This is a genomic window from Bradyrhizobium sp., assembly GCF_049581145.1.
Classification (GTDB): Bacteria; Pseudomonadota; Alphaproteobacteria; order Rhizobiales; family Xanthobacteraceae; genus Bradyrhizobium.
The window spans coordinates 13,637-34,518 of record NZ_JBAURI010000457.1; the positions used below are offsets into that span (position 1 = coordinate 13,637).

Below are 20,882 nucleotides of genomic sequence, written 5' to 3' on the forward strand. Positions count from 1 at the left end.
ACAGCGCCATCGCGCGACAGCAAACCCCGTCAGCCGACTCGCCTGGCACGTTTCAGCAGGGTTTGACCGGCAAGACGCCAGCGACCGGCCGCAAGGCCGGTCTGCATCCTGACAATCATGTGACATCGCAATTTGTGCCAACGCTAATAGCCGCCGCGAAACCGCCCGGGGAAGCCGATCGGGCCGCGCCCGTAGCCGCCGCCCAATCCCATGCGGAAGCCGACCGGCCCGTAATATCCTCCGCGGAAGGGCGGGCGGCGATAAACGACGCCGCCGTTATAGGCCGAGACCGGACGTGGCGGCACCATCACGGTCCGCGCCGGCGGCGGCTGGCGCGGCGGCAACGCCACAGTGCGGCCGGGCGGCAACACACCGGTATGCACCGGCGGCACGGGATCACGCGGCGGCAGCACGACGGCGTGCACCGCCGGCTCCGGATCGTGCGGGACAGGCGTCACGTCGGCCTTCTTCAGAAGCACCGGCGGTGTTGCAGGCGGTGTCGCGCAAGGGCCGAGCGAGGCGATGGCCGGCTGGCTCGGCGCACTGGTCAGGGCAGCGACCACCGGCTGGACGCTCGGCCGATAGCGCAGCCGCTCGACCAGCCTGTTTGCGGTCGCGGTCAAATCGCTGTCGGGATAGGCGGCAAGAAAGGCGCGATAGCTGGCGGCCGTGTTGATCAGCACCGCCTCGTTCCACGCCAGCATCCTGTGCTGACGGTCGAGCCAAACATGGGCCTCGGCTGCGAATGGCGACTGCACGTAGAGCGCGACGAACGCCTGATAGGCTTCCACCGAATCGTCAGCCACCACCATGTCGTGCGCGACGTCGACCGGCTTGCCCTGCAACTGGCGTCGCCAATCGTCGACCGTTTGCTTGGCTGCGATTGGCATCGGACCGGCATTGGCGGACGCCGGACCGTTGCCGGCCATGAACTTGAAATCTTCGGTCAGCGAAGAACTTTCCCACGGCGTCTGGCGTCCGTCGGTCGCCTTGTTGACGGCAACCCGCACGCGCTTGAACGCTTCCTCGATCGGCACGCCCGGCTCGCGCGCAGCCTCGAGCAGCGCGGTGGTATAGGGACTGTCAGCGCCGTTGCCGTCCTCGGCCTCGGCGCCCGGCGAAGTCGAATAGGACATGAACGTGCCAGGCGCACCGGTCTTGGCATCGACCAGCGCGAGCCCGTGTCCCGCGCTCTGGTTGATCGCCGGGAACGGGTTGTTGCGACAGGCATCGAGCAACAGGATGCGCATCCTGCTCGGCACCGAGTTCAGCGTATTCAGGATGTCATCGAGCCGCACCGCCTGGAGCGGAATGTCGGCTTCGCGCTTCGGATCGACATCCACCGGCACCAGATAGTTCTCGCCGTCGATCTGCACTCCGTGGCCAGCGTAGAACACCAGCGCCACCGTATCGGACCCCTTGCTGGCGATCCTGGCGGCGAAGTCGCCGATTTTCTGATTCATATCCTTCTGCGACAGATCGGCGGCCGAGGTAACTTCGAATCCGGCATCGCTCAACAGCTTGGCCATGGCCTTGGCGTCGTTGGCCGGATTCGGCAACGGTGTCACCGCGCGATACGCTGATTCGCCGATGACCAGCGCTAGGCGGTTTTCGGCGAACGCGGCAGGCATGCCTGCGAACATCGCGCCTGCGATAAAGGCGGTACGGAAAAAGGCGGTGCGGAATATGTGGCGAAACATGGACCATCTCCCCGATCGAATGATGATCCATTGGACGCGCGGATTTCCGATGCGGTTCGAAGCCTGTTTGTTTGATCGCGCCATGATCAGAAACTTTTGATCGGCTGACGCAGCAAAGCAAAGTTCTATCCGCGCTTTTTTCCAACTCCCGGCGTAACATCGCACCATGGGACGGGGGTCGGTTCATATCGCGTGCGTGCTGAGCGGTGCGCTGGTATTGTCAGGTTGCGGCTTTGCCGACAGCCACGCCATGCTGCCGGAATTCATGCGGGTCAAGGAGTTCGACCCGCCGTCCGCCGATCCACCGCCTGACATCAAGCAACTGGTGCGCGACAAGCTCGATGCCGTATTCGTGACCAACTCGTACCCGCAGAACGTGCAGGTCTCGCCGCCGCACCATGAGGTGCGCGGCCTCGGCTGGACCGCCTGCGTTCGCGCCGAGCTGACGGCCGCGAACGGCAAGCCGCTCGGGATACAGACCTATCGCATCTCCATCAGCGAGGGTCAGATCATGGATCGCAAGCGTGCCGACCCCGAGGACAATTGCACCTCCGAAAGCTACGAGCCGATCTAGCGACGGCCGATCGGTCTCGATCAGGCCGCGACGGTTGCCTGCTCCTGGAACTGTTCATATGCCGCGATCGCGTCGGCGGCGTACATCAGGGACGGTCCGCCACCCATATACACGGCCATGCCGAGTGTCTCCTCGACTTCCTGGCGCGTCGCGCCGAGACGGACCAGCGCCTCGGCGTGAAAGCCGATACAACCGTCGCAGCGCGCGGCGACGCCGAGCGCGAGTGCGATCAGCTCCTTGCTCTTTTTGTCGAGCGCACCTTCGTGGGTCGCAGCCTGCGCCAGCGCCGAAAAACCCTGCATGGTCTCGGGGATGTCCTTGCGCAGTTTCTTCAGGTTTGCGGAAAGGTGTTTGGTGAGTTCGGGGAAGTTCTTGTCCATGGCAGCTCTCTCTAGCTGGATTTGGTGGCATCAGTCGGCAATGAGCGCGAAGGCTCGCGCAATGCGATGTAGATCGCGGGAATCACGAGAACGGTGAGCAGCGTCGAGGAGGCCAATCCGAACAGCAGGGAAATCGCCAGTCCCTGAAAGATCGGATCAAGCAGGATCGTCGCAGCACCGATCATGGCCGCCAGCGCGGTGAGCAGGATCGGCTTGAAGCGCACGGCGCCGGCCTGCAGCACCACGTCGCGCAGGGATTTACCCTCTCCCCCACTGTGGCGAATGAAGTCGACCAGCAGAATCGAATTGCGGACGATGATGCCGGCGAGTGCGATGAAGCCGATCATCGAGGTCGCGGTAAAAGGCGCACCGAGCAGCCAATGGCCGATCAGAATGCCGATCAGCGTCAGCGGAATCGGGGTCAGGATCACCAGCGGCAGCTTGAAGCTGCGGAATTGGGCCACCACCAGCACGTAGATGCCGAGGATCGCCGCGCCGAACGCGGCGCCCATGTCGCGGAAAGTCACATAGGTGATCTCCCACTCGCCGTCCCACAGCAGTGTCGGGCGAGATTCGTCCGTGGGCTGGCCATGCAGGCTGATGACGGGTTTCGGCAGCGCGCCCCAATCGTGCGCGTCGATGCGCTTGGCGACTTCAAGCATGCCGTAGAGCGGCGCCTCGAAGCGGCCCGCAAGCTCGGCCATCACCATATCGGCAAACCGGCCGTCGCGCCGAAAGATCATCGGCGCGCCTGCCTCGACCTGGGCTTTGACGAGCTGCCCCAGTTCGACAACGGTCTTGCTGCCGGGCAACGTATTGGCCGGCACCGGCGTCGACGCCAGCGCTTCGGTCCAAGCGAGGTCGCGCTTCGGCAGCTTGACGGCGATCCCGATCGGATTGCGGTCTTCTCCGCGGTGGGAATAGCCGACCGAGACGCCGCCGAACAGCGTCTGGATGGTATCGTAGACGTCGCGCTGCTCGACGCCGAAGAATTCGAGCCGATCCTGATCGATCGACAGCCGCAGCCGCGGCCGCGGCTCGCCGATCGAATCGTCGATATCGACGATGAACGGCACCTCCGCGAAGATCTTTTTCATCTCGAAGGTGACGGCGCGGCGCGTCGCGGCGTCGGGTCCGTAGATTTCGGCCAGCAGGGTCGCCAGCACCGGTGGCCCAGGCGGCACTTCAACCACCTTGAGGCTGGTGCCGGCGGGAATGCCGATCGCCTTCAGGCGCTGGCGCAATTCGAGCGCGATGTCGTGGCTCGCCCGCTTGCGGTCGCCCCGCGCGGCCAGATTGACCTGCAGCTCGCCGAGCTCGGGCCTTTCGCGCAGGTAATAATGGCGCACGAGACCGTTGAAGTTGAAGGGCGCAGGCGTGCCGGCATAGGACTGCACGGAAACGATCTCGGGCAATCCACGGGCGACATCGGCGGCAGCGAACAGCACCCGTTCGGTGTCTTCGAGGCTGGCGCCCTCGGGCAGGTCGACCATGACCGCGATCTCGGATTTGTTGTCGAACGGCAGCAGCTTCACCGTGACCGACTTGGTCGCGAACAGCATCATCGATAGCAGTGTCGCGACACCGACGCCGATCAGGAACATCCAGGACGAACGCTTGCTGCGCACGATCGGGGTCGCGATGCGTCGGTAGATGCGGCCGAGCACGCCTTCGTCATGGGCGGCGTACGCCGCGCTGACGGGGCCCTGTCGCGACGCCAGCCGCAGCATCAGCCAGGGCGCCACCACCATCGCGACGAAGAACGAAAACAGCATGGCCGCGGACGCATTGGCCGGGATCGGCGCCATATAGGGACCCATCAGCCCGGACACGAACAGCATCGGCAACAGCGCCGCAACCACCGTCAACGTTGCAACGACGGTGGGATTGCCGACCTCGGCGACCGCTTCGATGGTGGCCTGCACGCGCGGCCGCGCGTCTTTCATCGCCCAATGCCGCGCGATGTTCTCGACCACGACGATGGCGTCATCGACCAGGATGCCGATCGAGAAGATCAGCGCGAACAGGCTGACCCGGTTGATGGTGTAGCCCATCAGGTTCGCGGCAAACAGTGTCAGCAGGATCGTGGTCGGGATCACCACCAGCGTGACCAGTGCCTCGCGCCAGCCGATCGCGATCGCGATCAGCATCACGATCGAGACCGTGGCGAGGCCGAGATGAAACAGCAGCTCATTGGCTTTTTCGTTGGCAGTCTCGCCGTAATCGCGGGTGACCGTGACGTCCACGTCAGCGGGAATCAGGCGCGCCTTTAAGCCCTCGAGCCTTTGCGCGATATCCTCGGAAACAACAACCGCGTTGGCGCCGGCCCGCTTTGCCAGGGCCAGGCTGACCGCGGGAACGCGCTCCCACTGGCCCTTGCTGTCACGCGCATCGTTCCAGACCCGATGTTCGGTCACACTCGGTCCGATGACCACGGACGCGACGTCCTTGACGTAGACCGGCCGTCCGTCCCGGGCCGAAATCAGCAAGAGGCCGATATCGGGGATCCCCGACAACGTCTGTCCGGCCACGACGTTGCGGACGATCCCGGCTTCGCGGACTTCTCCAGCCAGGAACGAGCGATTGGCGTCCTTCACCTTGGCGACGAGCTGCTGCAGCGTGACGCCAAACAGCGACAGCTTCTCGGGGTCCGGCTCGACCCTGATTTCCTGGGGGGCACCACCCGAGATGTAGGTCAGCCCGATGTTGTCGACCTTGATCAATTCGGCGCGCAATTTGTCGGCGAGTTCGTAGAGGTCCTTGTCGGTCCAGCGTTCGGCGGCCGAAGGCTTGGGCGAAAGCGTGAGCACGGTGACCGCGACGTCATTGATACCGCGCCCGACGATCAACGGCTCGGGAATACCGACCGGGATGCGGTCGAGATTGGCTCGGATTTTCTCGTGAACACGAAGGATCGCATCGTCGAATTTGGTGCCGACCAGAAAACGCGCAGTGACCATCACGCGATCGTCTTCGGTCTGGCTATAGACGTGCTCGACCCCGTCGATGCCCTTGACGATCGCTTCCAACGGCTTGGTGACGAGTTCGACCGCGTCGGGCGCGCGCAATCCGTCGGCATTGACACGGATGTCGACCATCGGAACGCTGATCTGCGGTTCCTCCTCGCGCGGGATGACGACGACGGCCATCAACCCGACGATCAGCGAAGCGAGCAGAAACAAGGGCGTCAGCGGCGAACCGATCGTCGCCCGGGTCAGCCGCCCGGACAGACCGAGATTCATGGTTGCACCAGTTGGTCGCCCGCGCGAATGCCGGACAGGATTTCGAGCCCGTTGGGGAGTTCGGGCAACGGCAGATCGCGGCCGCGCTGCACCGGCGCGTCAATGGTCTGGTCGCCCTGACGGAGACGGACGTAGTCTATCCCGAAGCGGGTCGTCACATAGTTCGACGGAATCACGAAGGCGGTTCGGGTGCCGCCGGAGATCCAGACCCTCAAGCGGTCGCCGACGAAATATTCACCCAAGCCGTCAACGGTGGCGTCCGCAATGACGCGACCATCCTCGATCTGCGGATAGACCAGGTCGATCACGCCGAACTTGGCGGCCCGGTCGCCGAACTCGGCGCCATCGACACGGATCTTGTCGCCGGTTTTGAGGAAACGGGCATGCCGTTCCGGCACTCGCAGCCGCAGCCTGAAGTTCTGCTGTGCGATCGTCTCGACGGTATCGCCGGGCAGCACGACCGAGCCGATCGAGACGGTCCGCTTTACCACGCGCCCGTCGACGGGAGCCAGCACTTGCCCTTCATTGAACTGTTGCTGGATGACCGCCCTCTCTGCGGTCTTTGCACGCAGTCCGTTTTCGGCGACGTTGAGCGCGGTCCGCGTCTCGTCGAGCTTGGTCCGCGGCACGATGCCGCGGTCCACCAGCCCCGAGGTGCGATCGAAATCGATCTGCGCCTGATCCGACTGCGCCCGCAAGGCATCGATCTGCGCGTCCAGCGACTTCATCTGCAATGCGAGCTTGTCGTCCGCGATCACCGCGATGGCTTGTCCGCGCGTGACGCTGTCGCCTTCCTTGACTTTGAGCTCGACAATCGTACCGCTGATGCGGCCGCGCGCCGGCACCACGCTGATGCTTTCCACGGTGGCGAAAACCGCCTTCTCGTCGGCAACCGGGCGCGACGCAACGGTCAGAGTCCCCGCGCATGCGGGGGCCGCAAACAACGTCGCCGCCGCGACAATCCCCATCAGCGTCAAATTCCGCATCGGTCCGTCCGTACCTTGTTGGCGCTCAGCAGGCGGCCCAGCCCGCGTGAACTTCTCACTCGAATCGCCGGGAACTATTGATTTCGCTCAACGCCCTGCCTTCGAATGCTCATGTCCTGCGTTTCGCCCTCGCGAGCGGCTTCGGCGCGCAGTAGATCCGATAGAGCGTCTCCAGCACCTCGCGTGCAGGCCCGCTCGCGATGGAGTAATAGATCGTCTGGGCATCGCGCCGCGCCGAAACGAGGCCGTCCTTGCGAAGGATCGCAAGATGCTGCGACACCGTGGAATCCCGCAGCTTCAGGAACCCGGCCAGATCGCCGACCGAGCGCTCACCGTCGATCAGTTGACAGATGATCAGCAGTCGATGCCGGTTGGACAGCGCCTTCAGCAGATCACTGGCCTGATCGGCAGCCGCTTCCATGATCGCGCCATCTATTTTCATACTTGCGTATATACGAATATTCGCATATCTTGTCAAGACGGCAGCAAGACCCGGTGCAACGGGCGATGCCGAATGCACAGGAGGAATCAGTGGCGGAAATCGTTGTTATCGGAGCCGGCCTCAGCGGGACGCTGATGGCCTATGAATTGCTGCCCCAATTGCGAAAGGACGATCGGCTGACCGTCATTTCGCAGGGGCCGGTCTATCACTTCGTCCCCTCAAATCCTTGGGTCGCGATCGGCTGGCGCAAACGCCGCGAGATCGAGGTCGACCTTGTCGACGTCATGAATCGAAAAGGCATCCGCCTGCTGACGCAAGGTGCACAACGCTTGCATCCAGCGGAAAACCGCGTCGAGCTCACGGACAGCGTGTCGATCGACTACGATTATCTGGTCGTCGCGACCGGACCGGAACTTGCGTTCGACGAGATCCCGGGGCTCGGGCCGGACGGTCATACCCAATCGATCTGCCATGTCGATCATGCCTCCGAGGCGAGGCAGGCATTCGAGAAGCTGGCCGCCGATCCCGGCCCCGTCGTGATCGGCGCCGTGCAAGGTGCGTCGTGCTTCGGCCCGGCCTACGAGTTCCTGTTCATTCTGGAAACCGAGTTGCGCCGCCGCAAGCTTCGCGACCGCGTGCCTATGACGTTTGTCACCTCCGAGCCCTATATCGGCCATCTCGGACTGGACGGGGTCGGTGACACCAAGGGCCTGCTCGAAAGCGAGATGCGCGAAAAACACGTCAAGTGGATCACCAGCGCCAGAGTGAAGAGCGTAGCGCCGGGCACGATCTCCGTCGAGGAGATCGCGGAGGACGGCTCGGTCCGCAAGAACCATGAACTGCCGTTCGCCTATTCGATGATGCTGCCGGCGTTTCGCGGCGTCTCAGCCATCCGCGGCATTGAAAAACTGACCAATCCCCGCGGTTTCGTCATCGTCGACAAGTATCAGCGCAATCCGGAATACCGCAATGTCTTTGCGATCGGTGTCTGCGTGGCAATCGCGCCGGCCGGAGCAACGCCCGTGCCGGTCGGCGTGCCGAAAACCGGTTTCATGATCGAATCCATGGTCACTGCAACGGCCCGCAATATCGGGGCCTTGCTGCGCGACCGGAAACCGGTGGCACAGCCGACCTGGAACGCCATCTGCCTGGCGGATTTCGGCGATTCCGGCGTCGCCTTCCTGGCGCAGCCGCAGATTCCGCCGCGCAACGTCAACTGGTCGTCGAAAGGCGAATGGGTGCACTACGCCAAGGTCGCCTTCGAAAAATACTTCCTGCGCAAGATCCGACGCGGCGAAAGCGAACCCTTCTACGAGCGCTTCCTGCTCGACAGGCTGAACATTGCCAAGGTCAGGGAGGTCGATCCCGCGGCATGAGTACAGGACAACAAATCGTCTGCGGACACTGCGGCAAGATCAACCGGCTGCCGGCCGATCGGTCGCCGGATGCGGCGCGATGCGGATCCTGCCATCAGCCCATCTTCACCGGCCATCCGATCGAGGTCGACGAAGCGGGTTTTGAGCGCCATGTGGCGCACAACGATATCCCCTTGCTGGTCGATGTGTGGGCGCCGTGGTGCGGTCCCTGCCGCTCGATGGCGCCGATGTTCGAGCGCGCCGCCGAGGCGCTCGAGCCCACGGTTCGCCTCTTGAAGCTCAACGCCGATACCGCGCCCACCATTTCCTCGCGGCTTGGGATCAGCGGCATCCCTACCCTTCTATTGATGCAGGGCGGCCGCGAGCTTTCGCGGATTTCCGGCGCGATGGACGCGCAAAAGATCGTCGCATGGACGAAAGCCGGGCTCGCCCGGTCCTGACGAATTTCAAACCATCCCAAAGGAGCATGTCATGAACGTAGATAGAGCAGTCCTGATGTTCGCGGGATTCGTCGTCCTGCTCGGCCTCGCGCTCGGCTACACGGTCAGTCCCTACTGGTATCTGCTGACGGCATTCGCCGGGCTGAACATGTTCCAGGCGTCGATCACCGGGTTCTGTCCTGCGGCAATGATCTTCAGGAAGCTCGGCGTGCGGGACGGCTGCGCGTTTTCGTAATTCGCGATGAACTGGCGGCACGGCGATTGTTCGTGTCTCACCGAAGGAAGATCCATGACCTATCACTTCTCGAAGACCGTCAATCTGCCGTTTGATGCCGCGGTTGCGGCCACAACCGACGCCTTGAACAAGCACGGCTTCGGGGTCCTCACGCAGATCGACGTGAAGGATACACTGCACAGGAAGATCGGCGTCGGTTTCCGGCCGTACCTCATCCTGGGAGCATGCAACCCGAAGCTCGCCTACGAGGCCCTCTCCCTCGAAGACAAGATCGGGACGATGCTGCCCTGCAACGTCGTCGTGCAACAGCGCGACGGCGGTGCGGTGGAGATTTCCGCCGTTGATCCCGTCGCCTCGATGAGTGCGATCGACAATCCGAAGCTCGGCAAGGTCGCCGGTCAGGTGCGGGAACTGCTCAAGCGGGTCGTTTCGGACATTGCCTGAGCCGCTCGGCGCCGCTTTTGGTTGCGGTCACGTGGCTGCGGTCACGTGGCTGCAGACGGCGCTTACCTCCCCGCCTGGGCGCGCGCCTCCGCGAGAGCGCGCCTGAAGCCCTCATAGGTCAGCGCCTGGGTGACCTTGAAGTGCCCGACCAGATAGGCGGGCGTCCCCTGCAGGCCGAGCGAGTCGGCTTGCGCCAGGGTGCGCCTCAACAACGCGGTGATTTCATCGGCATGAGCCTTGAGATCGGCATCGAGCCGGTCCATGTCGACGCCCGAAGCGCGCACCGCGGCGAGCATCTGATCTTCCGGGATCTTGAGGCCGGGAATGGCCATCAGCGCCGCGTGGACCACGTCATATTTGCCCTGATATTTCGCAGCGAGGGCAAGCTGTGCGCCGTAGACCGATGGCTTCGTGAGGATCGGCCAATCCTTGTAGACCAGACGAACGTGGCCATCCTCCTTCACGACACGTTCCAGAGAAGGCTCGGCTTTCTTGCAGAACGGGCAGTTGTAGTCGAAGAACGTCACGATGGTGATATCGCCTTTCGGATTTCCCGCGACCGGAGCAGCGGGATCGTTGAGGATGGCGGCCGAAGACACGTCGGGATCCTGCGCGTCATCCGACCATGCCGGGGAAAGGCCGGCCTGGCCGAACAGGACAAGCGGAAAAAGCAGGCGGATCGCCAATGCGGAGACGCGCTTGGGGGACATCGTGGTTTTCCTTGGGTTGGCCAGCGAGGACCGGGTTCAGCCCGCCGGGAGATGATCGAGGTGATCGAGGTGTTCGAGAAACGTTGCCGGGTCGACGGCACCGATGATCCGGGTATCCGCCGCTTCCTGGCCCAGTTCAGCATCGAGGAAGATCACCGTCGGTGGACCAACCACGCCGAAGCGTTTCATGAGGGACTGGCTATCGCCGTTGTAGTCGGTCGCATCTGCGCGGATCAGGTCGAAATCGCGCAGGCGCTCCCGAACGACCCGATCGGAAAAAACGGTGCGATCCATGACATGGCACTCGACGCACCACGCCGCCGAAAAATCGAGAACGACGGGCCTGCGGTCTTGTCTTGCCCTTGCGAACGCCTCGTCGAGCGCCTGTGGCGTCGACACGGTCTTGAACTCCAAGGACCTCGCGGTCGCGACGAAACCGGATGCGGACATGTCCCCAAATCCCGGCGGCAAGCGGAAGGAGTCGTCGAACGATACGGCGACGAGTACGACGATGGCAATCAGCACACCCGTCGCTGCGGCGAGGACATAGTGGGGACGCCGATCATGCTTCACCGCGATCAGGGCGACGAGATAGGCGGCAACGGACCCGGCCATTGCAGCCCAAAGGATCGCAACAACCCGGTCCGGTAATATGCGCGATGCGATCGAGATCGCGAGTCCGACGAAGACAAAGCCGAACAGGCGTTTCACATGGGCCAGCCACGGACCGGATTTCGGCAGAATGCCGCCACCGAAGGTCCCGAATACGAGCAGCGGCAAACCCATTCCCACCCCCAGCGCGAACAAAGCCGATGCCCCGCGCAGGATGTCGCCGGTTTGCGCCACATAAACCAGCGCGGCAGCGAGCGGCGGAGTTACGCAGGGGCCGACAATGAGTGCGGACCCGAATCCCATGATGGCGGCGCCAGCGAGGGAGCCGCCTCGGGGCGAGGCCTTTCCGATCAATCGGGTTTGCCAGGATTGCGGAATTTGCAGATCGTAATAGCCGAACATCGAGACCGCGAGCGCCAGGAATACCGCGCTCGTCGAGGCAAGCACCGCCGGCGTTTGCAGCGCGGCCTGCAGATTCTGCCCGGACCACGCCGCCACGACGCCCAGGATCGCATGAGCGAGCGCCATCGCCAGAACATAGGTCCCCGAGAGCACGAAGCCTCGCCACGCCGTCAGGCGATCACCCGACCGCGCCAACATTCCCGAGAGTATTGGTATCATCGGGAAAACGCAGGGCGTGAACGCCAGGAGCGATCCGAAGCCGGTGAATGCCAGCAGCACCGCAACGATATTGCCCTGCAGACCGGCGGGCTCCGGCGCGGGACCAGCCAGCGCGCCGAGTGGCGCAAACGAGGCTTCCGCCTTGGTGCCCTGAACCGGCTCCCTCGCGGACGAACCGGCCAGTTCGCTTTTGACGGCGCTGTCGCCGACCACCGACATCGTCCTCGGATCGACCGTCTTTTTCACCGGCGGGTAGCAAATTCCTCTTTCGGCGCAGCCCTGAAAGATCACCACGATATCGCCGTCCCGCGGCAGGAGTTTCGCGGCCACGACCGCATGCGCCCGGTCGCGATAGATTTCCGTCTGACCGAACGACGGATCGTCCTTGATCTCCCCTGGATCCGTGCGCAGTTCGATGGCGGAGCCGCCAGCGCCTGTCGCGGCGATCTTGTCATGATACAGATAATTCCCGGGAGCGATGGTCCAGCTCAGCTCCAGCGCGCCGGCCGTGCCGGGCGTAACGTGCAGTCGAAACACACGGTCGGCACTCGGCGGCGTTTGGGCGTGGACAACAGCGCCGCTGGCGAACACAAGAAAGCCGATGATTGTCCGGAGACGAGCGTTTCGCATGACGATCCCTGGTCATAAGGTGGCGCCGATATCGCCATCGCACCTTAAGCCAGCCTTAAGGCTCGCCTGCGATCCGGGCCTGCCGGAGATGAAGAGGGCGTGATGCGAATTCTCGTCGTGGAAGATGATCCGGTTCTGCTCGATGGTTTGACGGCAGGACTCGGGCTGTCGGGTGCCACCGTCGATACGGTGAGTTCATGCGGCGACGCGCATGCTGCCCTCGGCACGACGACCTTCGATGCCATCGTGCTCGACTTGATGCTTCCGGACGGATCGGGGCTCGATCTGCTGGCGAAAATCCGCTCCGCGGGCAACGGGACGCCGGTGCTGCTGCTCACGGCGCTTGACGAGGTGTCCGACCGTATCAGGGGACTTGACGCCGGAGCGGACGACTATCTCGGCAAACCGTTCGATCTGGATGAGCTGGCGGCGCGGGTGCGCGCCATCGTTCGCCGCAGCGCTGGCCGGGCCATCTCGAGTCTGACGCACAATGGCGTCGTGCTCGATCCGGCCACCCTGGTTGCGACGGCGTCGGGAAAGCCGATCAGCCTTTCGCGGCGCGAATTTGCCGTCCTTGCCGCGCTGATGGAGCGGCCGGAGGCTATTCGCTCCAGGACCGATCTCGAGGAACGTCTCTATGGCTGGCAGGAAGAGATCGAAAGCAACGCCGTCGAGGTGCACATCCACAACTTGCGAAGCAAGATTGGACGCGATGCGATCGAGACGGTGCGCGGGCTTGGCTACCGGATGCGCGGCAAGCAATCATGATGTTGAAATCCCTCCGCGGAAGGCTGTTCATCATCCTTGTGGCAGCGACGGGGTTGATCTGGCTATGCGCGGCCGGCTGGATCTTCCTTCAAACGCGAGCCGAGGTCGAGCACGTGCTGGACACAAGGCTTCAGGAGGCTGCGCGGATGGTCAGTTCCTTGGCCATCAACGCCGGGGCTTCCTCGCCGCCCGTTGATCAGTCCGGCTCAGTGCTCATGCCGGAACGCGTGGGATATGAGCGCCAGTTGTCCTGCCAGATATGGTCGCTGGATGGACGGCTGGTCGCCAGATCGAGCGGGGCGCCGGCCGAAAGTCTCGGCGATCAGAAGGACGGCTTTTCGGATCAACGGGTCGGGGGCGAGACGTGGCGGGTCTATGCCGTTTCAGATTCATCGAAGGGCCTCAGGGTGCTCGTTGGTGATCGGCTGGGTTTGCGTGAAAGGCTGGTGAACGATCTCGTCCGAGGCCTGCTCTGGCCGGTGATCTTCATCGTTCCGCTCCTGGGGCTATTGATCTGGACAAGTCTCGGGCGCGGATTGCGGCCATTGCATTATCTCGCCGTCGATTTGCGGAACCGCAGCGTCGACGACATGCGGCCGGTCGATCCGGATCACGCGCCTCCTGAAATACTCCCGCTCATGAACTCCCTGAACAGCCTGTTTGCCAGGCTTGAAGCGGCCCGCCGACACGAAAGGGAAATCACGGCGTTTGCCGCACATGAATTGCGGACGCCCCTGGCCGGCCTGAAGACCCAGGCGCAGGTCGCCATCGCCACGACCGACCCGACGGCAAGGGAGAGCGCGCTTCGACACATCGTCGCTTCCGTTGATCGAGCCGCCCGCCTGGTCCGGCAGTTGCTCGTGATGGCCCGCCTCGATGCCCAGGCCGAGGTCGAACTGAAGGGTGAAGTCAATCTGGCCGAACTTCTGGAAGAGATCACGTTAGCCGACCAGGCTGCAGAACCCGCCAAGGTGGTTTTGGACCCGTCGCTTAACGACATCAACCTCGCGACGAACCGCGATCTGTTGACGATTTCACTGAGGAACCTGCACGAAAATGCGATCCAGCACATGCGAACAGAGGGCATCGCGAAATGGAGCGCGGCAACCGGCCATTCGCACACCGCGATCACCATCGACGACGAAGGGCCGGGCATTCCCGACGATGAACTTCTTCTGGTCACCAATCGCTTCTTTCGCGGCCAGCACAAAAGTCCGTCTGGCACCGGCCTCGGGCTCGCCATTGTCCAGCTTGCGCTTGAAAAGATTGGCGGCTCACTGGCTTTGGAAAACAAGCCGGGGCGTTGCGGACTCCGAGCGACTGTATCGTTGCCGCGACGCGGGGTGGATCGGATGGCGGCGCCGCGCCTGTGAACCCCCGCAGACGCGCGCATCGCCTCGGTCTCCGAGGCCGCGGTTGCGAGCGAGATGCTCCTGACGCGCGGTGCCCTGCGAGCAAAAATACTCCGGTAAAATACGGACATCGAATCGGTCGAGCCGCAAACGCGATGTTCAGGAAACCTCTACAAGATAGCGGGCATGGCGGTAGCGAGATGCCGTGAATACACAGCGCCGCTACGACCATATATCGGACGCTGCATCGAATGCGCGTGTCGCGCCAAGACCAGACTACCGTGCAGGGCCGCCATCATTATTTTCAAGCTAAGGGCCGCGCGCATCCATCGCTTTTCGCAAACGCGCAAATTTAACGAATCTTCCGGAGGATGAGGTCCGGTATCACGGGTACGAGACGGCGGGGATCTGGTTTCTTCATGTGCGTGCATCTGGTCGGCGACAACATAGCCAAGCTTGGCGCCTTGCGCGGAATGCTCACGGAGCGTTACGCGCTCACATCGGAATTGCTGAACGGGGCGGACATCCGCGGCAGCGACATCGACGCTGTCGTTGTCGCGGCCGATCTGCGCGATGTGGACAACATCACCGCGCTGAAGCAAATCTCGCCAAAACTGGTCCGCATCCCCAAGCGGATTTTCCTGATCGACCGAAAATCGCGACTGTCGACCGTGCAGGCCTATGCGCTGGGCGCAACCACCGTCCTTTCCTCCAACGCCAGCCGCGCGCAGTTGTTGGCCAAGCTCGCCGACCCCGATGCGCCGACCGTTGCGCCCGACATCGCGCTGGGCGATGGACGGCAGGCGGCGTCGGCCGGCGCGGCCTGTATCGCGTCAATGTTCGAATCGGTGCTCAGCGGCACGCCAATCGATATCAACGACGCCAAACGGTCCGGCGGCAGCATTGCGGACAGCATCGAAGAAAATGGGCTGTCGAACTGGCTTGCGACGGTGCGCCGTCATCACGAAGGCACCTATCAGCACTGTCTGCTGGTCACCGGCGTCACCGTCGATTTTGGCTTAAGTCTCGGCGTCTCGAAGGCGGATCTCGAGCGGCTCTACATGGCCGCGATGTTTCACGACATCGGCAAGGCAAAAATTCCGCTCGCGATCCTCGACAAGCCCGGACGTCTCGATCCAGCGGAACGCACGCTGGTCGAAACCCATCCTGGCGCCGGCTGGGACGTCTTGAAGGAAAACCCCGGTATCACTCCGGAAATACTCGATGCCGTCCGCCATCACCATGAATATCTCGATGGCAGCGGATATCCCGACGGGCTGAGCGCCGACAAGATCGCCGATCTGGTTCGCATCCTGACGATCTCCGATATCTTCGCGGCGCTGATCGAATACCGCAGCTACAAGCCGGTGATGCCGAGGGAGAAGGCTTACGAGATCATCCAGAGCATGGACGGCAAGTTGGAAAAGGCGCTGATCGCCGCATTCAAGGACGTGGCCTTGACGCGGTAAAGTCAGCAAAAGCTGTTCAGGCTGAACAGCAGGTTAAGATGACCGGTCAAAATACGCCTGCAAACCAACGGTATTCTCCAATCTTTCCACGTAGTCTTGGGCCGATCGCGCCGGCGGCGGGAGCCGACCCTCCCTTGCTCAGTCCGGCGCTGATGGGGAACAGCGACGTGGCCGACATTCTGGATCTAGCGGCAAGACGCGGCGTATCCGAGAGCGGTGCCGGGACTGCGCAGACGGCTGCCGGCATGTCCGAAGCTGGCGCGTTGATCCGCCTCACAGCGGTTGCCACGCCGCCGTGGCGCAGGCTCAGCGATCGCGCCGCCGAGCCGAACGCCTACTACCTGCCCGACTGGGAATTGGCCGTGAACGCCAGCGCACCGGGTCGCACCGGCTCCTCGGTGCTTTGTGCATCAAGCCCGCCCTCGTCGGCGCGGCTGATCGGCCTGCTGCCCGTCATCCCGCTGCGGCGCGCCTTCCGGATCCCCCTGCCTGCTCTGGCCAGTGCCCATCCCTACGGAACGCTGTGCACGCCGCTGATCGATCGCGACATGGCGGACGATGCCGCGGCTCAATTGCTGCAGCAGGCGCGGAACACAGGTGCGCGTGCGCTGCTGCTGCGCGAGCTGGCGCTCGATGGGGCGGTGCTGGCCGCCTTCACGGCAAGCGCGCGCCGTGAAGGCCTCCGCCCACGCGTGCTGTGCTCGCATGTGCGGGCCTGTCTCGATGCGACGCGCGACGGCGAAGAATTGCTGCGCGAGGCGCTCGGCGGCAGGAAGTTGAAGGAGTTGCGCCGCCAGCGCCATCGGCTGGCCGAACACGGCGCCGTCCGTTTCACGGTCGCGCGCACGCCCCGCGACGTCGCAGCCGCGCTCGAGATCTTTCTCAGGCTCGAGTCGAGCGGCTGGAAGGGCCAACGCGGCACGGCCCTGCTGCAGGTCGAGGGCGACGCGACCTTCATTCGCCGCGCGGCCGTCGCGCTTGCCGAGGCCGATCAATGCGAGATCGTGACCTTGCGCGCGGGCGACACGCCGGTCGCGGCGGGCATCGTGCTGCGGCACCAGGATCGCGCGTTCTTCTTCAAGCTCGGCGTCGACGAGCGCTTTGCCAAATTCTCACCCGGCGTCCAGCTGACGCTCGACCTGACGCGGCACCTCTGCGCCGACCCCGGGATCACATCGGCGGATTCCACCGCAAGCCCCGACCACCCCATGATCAACCCGATCTGGCGCGGCCGTTTTGCGATCGGTGACGTGCTGATCCCGCTGCGACGGCGCGATCCCGTGGTGGCGCTGATCCAGGCCGCGCTGGTGGCGCGCCAATCCGCCCTTGAGCTGGCGCGCTGGGCTGTTCATTTCGTCCGTGGCCGTTAGGCAAAACCAGCACGGGCGAGTCAGCGCGGACGCCAGCCAACGTCAACCGCCACGAGAACCGCCGATAGAACGCCGGGCTAAAGATCGTCGTCCGAGAGTTCGGCAAGCTTCGCCAATGCCGCAACAGCCCTGTCTTCAGCGGCTTGTTGCCGTATATTGGAATTGATAGCCGAACAACGCTTCCGGCGTTACCACAGATATACAGATATGATGGCTGCCGCTGACGCGGAGCAAGGTCCAGCCGCGACGCTCGACAATGCGAGCCAAGTCGCGGCCAGATACCGATTTCATGCAGGAAATTCCAGCACTATTTCGGTGCCGCCGGGCTCCGACTTCAGTCGACAGACACCCTTCGATCGCCTCACGACGATTGCGCATCAGCTCATCCATGCTGTCCCCTGAGTAGCGCAACCAGGAATAGCAGGAACTTCGGCCCGGAAGCCTCCCTCCTCAGCCTCATGCACCACGATCTTGATCTTCATCATCAATCGCCGCGCGGGATCGTCACCTGCATGTCGGCATAACTCAAGGCTGGAACGTTTTCCGATGACGTTGAGTCGGAAAATGCCCTACTCCGCGGCCTGCGCATTCACCTCTGCCGAGACCTGGCGGATGGCGCGGGCCAGCATGTCGGCCGGCTGCGCGCCGGAGACGGCGTATTTCTGCGCGAACACGAAGGTCGGCACGCCGGAGATGCCCTTGTCGGACGCATCCTGTGCCTGGGCCGAGATCAGCGCCACGTCCTCGTCGGTGGCAAGACGCCTGCGCACGTCGTCGGCATCGAGCCCGCAATCGGCCGCGGCCTCGATCAGAACCTCGGTGTCGGTGAGATCGCCGCCATCGCGGAAGTACAGTTCCATCAGCCGCTGCTTCATCTGCGCGGCCTTGCCTCGTGCGTCCGCCCAATGGATCAGGCGATGGCAATCGATGGTGTTGGGTTGGCGCTTCACCAGATCGGGCCGGTACACCAGGCCCTCCTCCCCGGCGGCTTCGACCACGCGTCCGGCGATGCCCTTATAGGCTTCGACCGAACCGAATTTGGCGGTGAGATAATCGTCCCGGCTGATGCCCTCGCGCGGCACCCACGGATTGAGGAAGAACGCCCGCCAGTTGATCTCCACCGGCACGTCGGCGGCGAGCGCCAGCGCGTTCTCGATCCGGCGCTTGCCGATATAGCACCATGGGCACACCACGTCGGAGACGATATCGATCTGCAGCGGTTTCAGCTTGCTCATGGGCACCTCCCGTCCTGGACTGACCTCCCAACATATGCCCGACAGCAGGCGAAACAAGCTTGTCAGCCGAAGCTGGCCGCGATGTTCCGCATCTGAGCGGCAGTGAAATCGTCAGCCGGAAAGAACGTTTCCAGCGCCAGCTCCGACAGCGTGACGTCGACCGGCGTACCGAACACCATGGTGGTCGAGAAGAAGCTCAGCACCGCGCCATCCCGGCGCAGCTTCAAGGGGATCGCGACGTTGTTGTCGGGTGGCAGCGGCCCGGTGCGGGCCGGAATGGGATAGGCCTTGAGGTCGTCATAGAGCCTGATCAATTCGGGATCGGCGGTCGCCTCGCACTGGCGATGCAGCCGCTCCAGGAGATGACCGCACCACTCGGCGAGATTGACCGTGCGCGCTGCCAGCGCTTCGGGGTGAAAGGCAAGCCGCAGGATGTTGAAGGGCTGGCCGAGCAGGCGCCGCGGGATGCCCTCCAAAAGCGGGGCCACCATGCGGTTTGCAGTCACCAGATTCCAGTGGCGGTCGTAGGCCAGCGCCGGGTTCGGCTCATGGGCTTTCAGCACGAGGTCGATGGCCTCGCGCGCGGATTTCAGCATGGGATCATCGAGTGAGCGTTGCGGAAAGGCCGGCGCGAAGCCGGCGGCGACCAGAAGCACGTTGCGCTCGCGCAAGGGTATGTTGAGCCGCTCCGCGAGCCTCAGCACCATGTCGCGCGAGGGCGCGGCACGGCCGGTCTCGACGAAGCTCAGGTGACGCGCCGAGATCTCGGCGTCAACGGCGAGATCGAGCTGGCTCAGATGGCGTCGCTGCCGCCACCCGCGCAGGTGATCTCCGACATGAAGGGACCTGGTTGGTTCGGATTTGGCCGCGGCAGTGTGTGCGCTCATGACCAAAAGCTAGCACGCGAATTTCGCGCCTTCCATTACCTCCCAAGTAATCGAATTGCGCCGCCAGCCGGCTGATCTTCCAGGCCAGGAGATGACAATGATCGCGCTTTTTCTCGCCCGCTTCGTCGCCACCAGCCTCTTGCCATGGTTGTTGGAGTTGGCGACCCGCCTCTTGGCAGGCGGCCTCAACGTGCCCGAACCGCTGCTGCGTTCGACCGGTATCTTCGTGGCCGCCCAGGTGCAAGCGGTCGAAAACAGCATCGGCCACACGCTGTGCCCGCGTCGCCTGGGCCGCCGGCTTCTCGCCCTGTGCCGCAAGGCACGCTGACAAGGCACGCTGATCCCTCAACCACGAACTGGAGACCCTCCATGATCCGTCCATCCGTTTTCCTGCGCCGCGCCCTCCTCGCCGATGCCGTTTTCAGCGGTGCCGGCGCGCTTGCAATGGCACCGGCCGCTGCTCCGCTCGCCGCGCTGCTCGATTTGCCGGAAACGTTGTTGCGCGAAACCGGCCTGTTTCTGATCGCCTATACCGTGCTGGTCGGCTGGCTCGGCACGCGCGCTTCAACGCCGAAACTGCTGGTCGCAGTCGTGATCGCCGGCAACGCGGCGTGGACCGTCATCAGCATCGTCCTGTTGTTGTCGGGCGCGGTCAGCCCGAACCTTGTTGGCGAAACGTTCGTCGTGGCCCAGGCGATTGCGACCGGCGTGCTTGGCGAACTGCAATATATCGGCCTGCGCCGGAGCAGCAGCGCACTTGCAGCGTAGGGAGCCATTTCGGAGGCAAGCCCGTTCGCCGCGAAGCCGCTAACGGGGCCAAGCCCAACGGTCTGACCGGTCGGCGTGGCCCGAGGCCCGAGCGGCCCGCTGCGCTCTTACACGCCGATTTTATCCTGCCGCGAGAGCCGCGGCGAAGTCGTGGCCGTTGAGCTTGCCGTTGCCCCGCTTGGCCGTACCGTCGGGCTTTTTCTTGGTGGCCTTGTTATTATCCTTGGCCGCAGCGAGCCGGTCGGCTTTGCGTTGCGCCTGGCGCTCGGCTTTCGCCTTGAGCCGCAGCCGCTCGGCGCGGGCCTCGGCGCGCTTCTTCTTGCGCTTCCTCTCGCAGGCATCGCATTTGCAGCCGATCGGCTTCAGATAGGCCTTGAAGTAGTCTGTGCCGTAATCGTAGTTGATCTCCTCGCCCGGCTCGATGTCCTTGATGGCGCGGATGAAGACCTTGCGCTTGCGCGGCTTGACGTCGGATTCCGCATTCGGCCGGCAGGCGTGGTTGATGTAGCGGGCGATATTGTCGCGCCCCGAACCGTCGATGGTCCAGCGCCCGTTCAGCTCGAACAGATATTTGTTCTCGATCTGGTCGTGCTCCTTCTTCCTGGAATCCAGCAGCGGGCCGAGATAGCGGATGATCTTGG

General features: G+C 63.6%; 22 protein-coding genes and 1 pseudogene. 12 read left to right on the forward strand and 11 right to left on the reverse strand.

Features of this window, described 5'->3' with window-relative positions; all coding sequences use genetic code 11:
* Positions 1-143: 143 nt before the first annotated feature.
* Positions 144-1,700 carry a caspase family protein gene (locus WCB02_RS14935; protein ID WP_423959025.1) on the reverse strand — a complete coding sequence of 519 codons (1,557 nt, stop codon included), beginning with the start codon at positions 1,698-1,700 and terminating at the stop codon, positions 144-146.
* Between the two features lie 166 nt (positions 1,701-1,866).
* Here WCB02_RS14935 and WCB02_RS14940 point away from each other — a divergent pair, with 166 nt between their 5' ends.
* On the forward strand, positions 1,867-2,274 hold the full coding sequence (locus WCB02_RS14940; protein ID WP_423959026.1) for a hypothetical protein: 408 nt from the start codon (positions 1,867-1,869) through the stop codon (positions 2,272-2,274).
* Between the two features lie 20 nt (positions 2,275-2,294).
* Here WCB02_RS14940 and WCB02_RS14945 read toward each other — a convergent pair whose 3' ends face one another.
* From WCB02_RS14945 to WCB02_RS14960, 4 genes are all read right to left on the reverse strand, one after another.
* A complete protein-coding gene (locus WCB02_RS14945) occupies positions 2,295-2,654 on the reverse strand; it encodes a carboxymuconolactone decarboxylase family protein (protein ID WP_423959027.1) in 360 nt (119 codons plus the stop codon).
* Between the two features lie 11 nt (positions 2,655-2,665).
* A complete protein-coding gene (locus tag WCB02_RS14950) occupies positions 2,666-5,896 on the reverse strand; it encodes an efflux RND transporter permease subunit (protein ID WP_423959029.1) in 3,231 nt (1,076 codons plus the stop codon).
* The gene (locus tag WCB02_RS14955) at positions 5,893-6,882 is read right to left on the reverse strand and encodes an efflux RND transporter periplasmic adaptor subunit (protein ID WP_423959031.1); all 990 of its coding nucleotides are present in this window, start codon (positions 6,880-6,882) and stop codon (positions 5,893-5,895) included. The genes WCB02_RS14950 and WCB02_RS14955 overlap by 4 nt, the downstream gene beginning before the upstream one ends.
* A gap of 109 nt (positions 6,883-6,991) precedes the next feature.
* Complete coding sequence (locus WCB02_RS14960; RefSeq protein ID WP_423959033.1) at positions 6,992-7,303, reverse strand: ArsR/SmtB family transcription factor; 312 nt, start codon at positions 7,301-7,303, stop codon at positions 6,992-6,994.
* 110 nt (positions 7,304-7,413) lie between these two features.
* Here WCB02_RS14960 and WCB02_RS14965 point away from each other — a divergent pair, with 110 nt between their 5' ends.
* The 4 genes from WCB02_RS14965 to WCB02_RS14980 are packed head-to-tail and all read left to right on the forward strand — an operon-like array spanning position 7,414 to position 9,819.
* Positions 7,414-8,700: an NAD(P)/FAD-dependent oxidoreductase gene (locus WCB02_RS14965; RefSeq protein ID WP_423959035.1), complete on the forward strand. Its 1,287-nt coding sequence runs from the start codon at positions 7,414-7,416 to the stop codon at positions 8,698-8,700.
* Complete coding sequence (gene trxC, locus WCB02_RS14970; RefSeq protein WP_423959037.1) at positions 8,697-9,140, forward strand: thioredoxin TrxC; 444 nt, start codon at positions 8,697-8,699, stop codon at positions 9,138-9,140. Before WCB02_RS14965 ends, trxC begins: the two co-directional genes overlap by 4 nt.
* Positions 9,141-9,171: 31 nt before the next feature.
* Positions 9,172-9,375, forward strand: a complete 204-nt coding sequence (locus tag WCB02_RS14975; RefSeq protein ID WP_423959039.1) for a YgaP family membrane protein — start codon at positions 9,172-9,174, stop codon at positions 9,373-9,375.
* Between the two features lie 54 nt (positions 9,376-9,429).
* Entirely contained in the window at positions 9,430-9,819 is a 390-nt protein-coding gene (locus WCB02_RS14980; RefSeq protein ID WP_423959040.1) for a DUF302 domain-containing protein, read from the forward strand.
* 62 nt (positions 9,820-9,881) lie between these two features.
* On the opposite strand, the gene WCB02_RS14985 is transcribed toward WCB02_RS14980, so the two are convergent.
* Positions 9,882-10,529: a DsbA family protein gene (locus WCB02_RS14985; RefSeq protein ID WP_423959042.1), complete on the reverse strand. Its 648-nt coding sequence runs from the start codon at positions 10,527-10,529 to the stop codon at positions 9,882-9,884.
* 36 nt (positions 10,530-10,565) lie between these two features.
* On the reverse strand, positions 10,566-12,392 hold the full coding sequence (gene dsbD, locus WCB02_RS14990; RefSeq protein ID WP_423959044.1) for a protein-disulfide reductase DsbD: 1,827 nt from the start codon (positions 12,390-12,392) through the stop codon (positions 10,566-10,568).
* 102 nt (positions 12,393-12,494) lie between these two features.
* On the opposite strand from dsbD, the gene WCB02_RS14995 reads away from it, so the two are divergent.
* From WCB02_RS14995 to WCB02_RS15015, 5 genes and pseudogenes are all read left to right on the forward strand, one after another.
* Positions 12,495-13,160 (forward strand): response regulator, encoded by a 666-nt coding sequence (locus WCB02_RS14995; RefSeq protein ID WP_423959045.1) that lies wholly within the window; start codon positions 12,495-12,497, stop codon positions 13,158-13,160.
* Positions 13,160-13,606, forward strand: a pseudogene (locus WCB02_RS15000) (sensor histidine kinase N-terminal domain-containing protein); the annotation flags it as partial. The gene WCB02_RS14995 and the pseudogene WCB02_RS15000, both read left to right, overlap by 1 nt.
* 33 nt (positions 13,607-13,639) lie before the next feature.
* Positions 13,640-14,533 (forward strand): ATP-binding protein, encoded by an 894-nt coding sequence (locus tag WCB02_RS15005; RefSeq protein ID WP_423959060.1) that lies wholly within the window; start codon positions 13,640-13,642, stop codon positions 14,531-14,533.
* Positions 14,534-14,931: 398 nt separating this feature from the next.
* Complete coding sequence (locus tag WCB02_RS15010) at positions 14,932-15,981, forward strand: HD-GYP domain-containing protein (RefSeq protein WP_423959047.1); 1,050 nt, start codon at positions 14,932-14,934, stop codon at positions 15,979-15,981.
* Positions 15,982-16,157: 176 nt separating this feature from the next.
* Entirely contained in the window at positions 16,158-17,351 is a 1,194-nt protein-coding gene (locus WCB02_RS15015) for a GNAT family N-acetyltransferase (protein WP_423959062.1), read from the forward strand.
* Positions 17,352-17,486: 135 nt separating this feature from the next.
* On the opposite strand, the gene WCB02_RS15020 is transcribed toward WCB02_RS15015, so the two are convergent.
* From WCB02_RS15020 to WCB02_RS15030, 3 genes are all read right to left on the reverse strand, one after another.
* Positions 17,487-17,741: a type II toxin-antitoxin system HicA family toxin gene (locus WCB02_RS15020; protein WP_423959049.1), complete on the reverse strand. Its 255-nt coding sequence runs from the start codon at positions 17,739-17,741 to the stop codon at positions 17,487-17,489.
* A gap of 179 nt (positions 17,742-17,920) precedes the next feature.
* Positions 17,921-18,586, reverse strand: coding sequence for a DsbA family oxidoreductase (locus WCB02_RS15025; RefSeq protein ID WP_423959050.1), 666 nt, complete (start codon positions 18,584-18,586; stop codon positions 17,921-17,923).
* Between the two features lie 62 nt (positions 18,587-18,648).
* Positions 18,649-19,473, reverse strand: coding sequence for a helix-turn-helix domain-containing protein (locus tag WCB02_RS15030; protein WP_423959052.1), 825 nt, complete (start codon positions 19,471-19,473; stop codon positions 18,649-18,651).
* Between the two features lie 97 nt (positions 19,474-19,570).
* Between WCB02_RS15030 and WCB02_RS15035 the strand changes: the two genes are divergently transcribed.
* Positions 19,571-19,801 carry a hypothetical protein gene (locus WCB02_RS15035; protein WP_423959054.1) on the forward strand — a complete coding sequence of 77 codons (231 nt, stop codon included), beginning with the start codon at positions 19,571-19,573 and terminating at the stop codon, positions 19,799-19,801.
* A gap of 41 nt (positions 19,802-19,842) precedes the next feature.
* Positions 19,843-20,241, forward strand: a complete 399-nt coding sequence (locus WCB02_RS15040) for a hypothetical protein (protein WP_423959056.1) — start codon at positions 19,843-19,845, stop codon at positions 20,239-20,241.
* Between the two features lie 120 nt (positions 20,242-20,361).
* On the opposite strand, the gene WCB02_RS15045 is transcribed toward WCB02_RS15040, so the two are convergent.
* A partial coding sequence (locus WCB02_RS15045) for an SET domain-containing protein-lysine N-methyltransferase (protein ID WP_423959058.1) occupies positions 20,362-20,882 on the reverse strand: 521 nt, incomplete at its 5' end.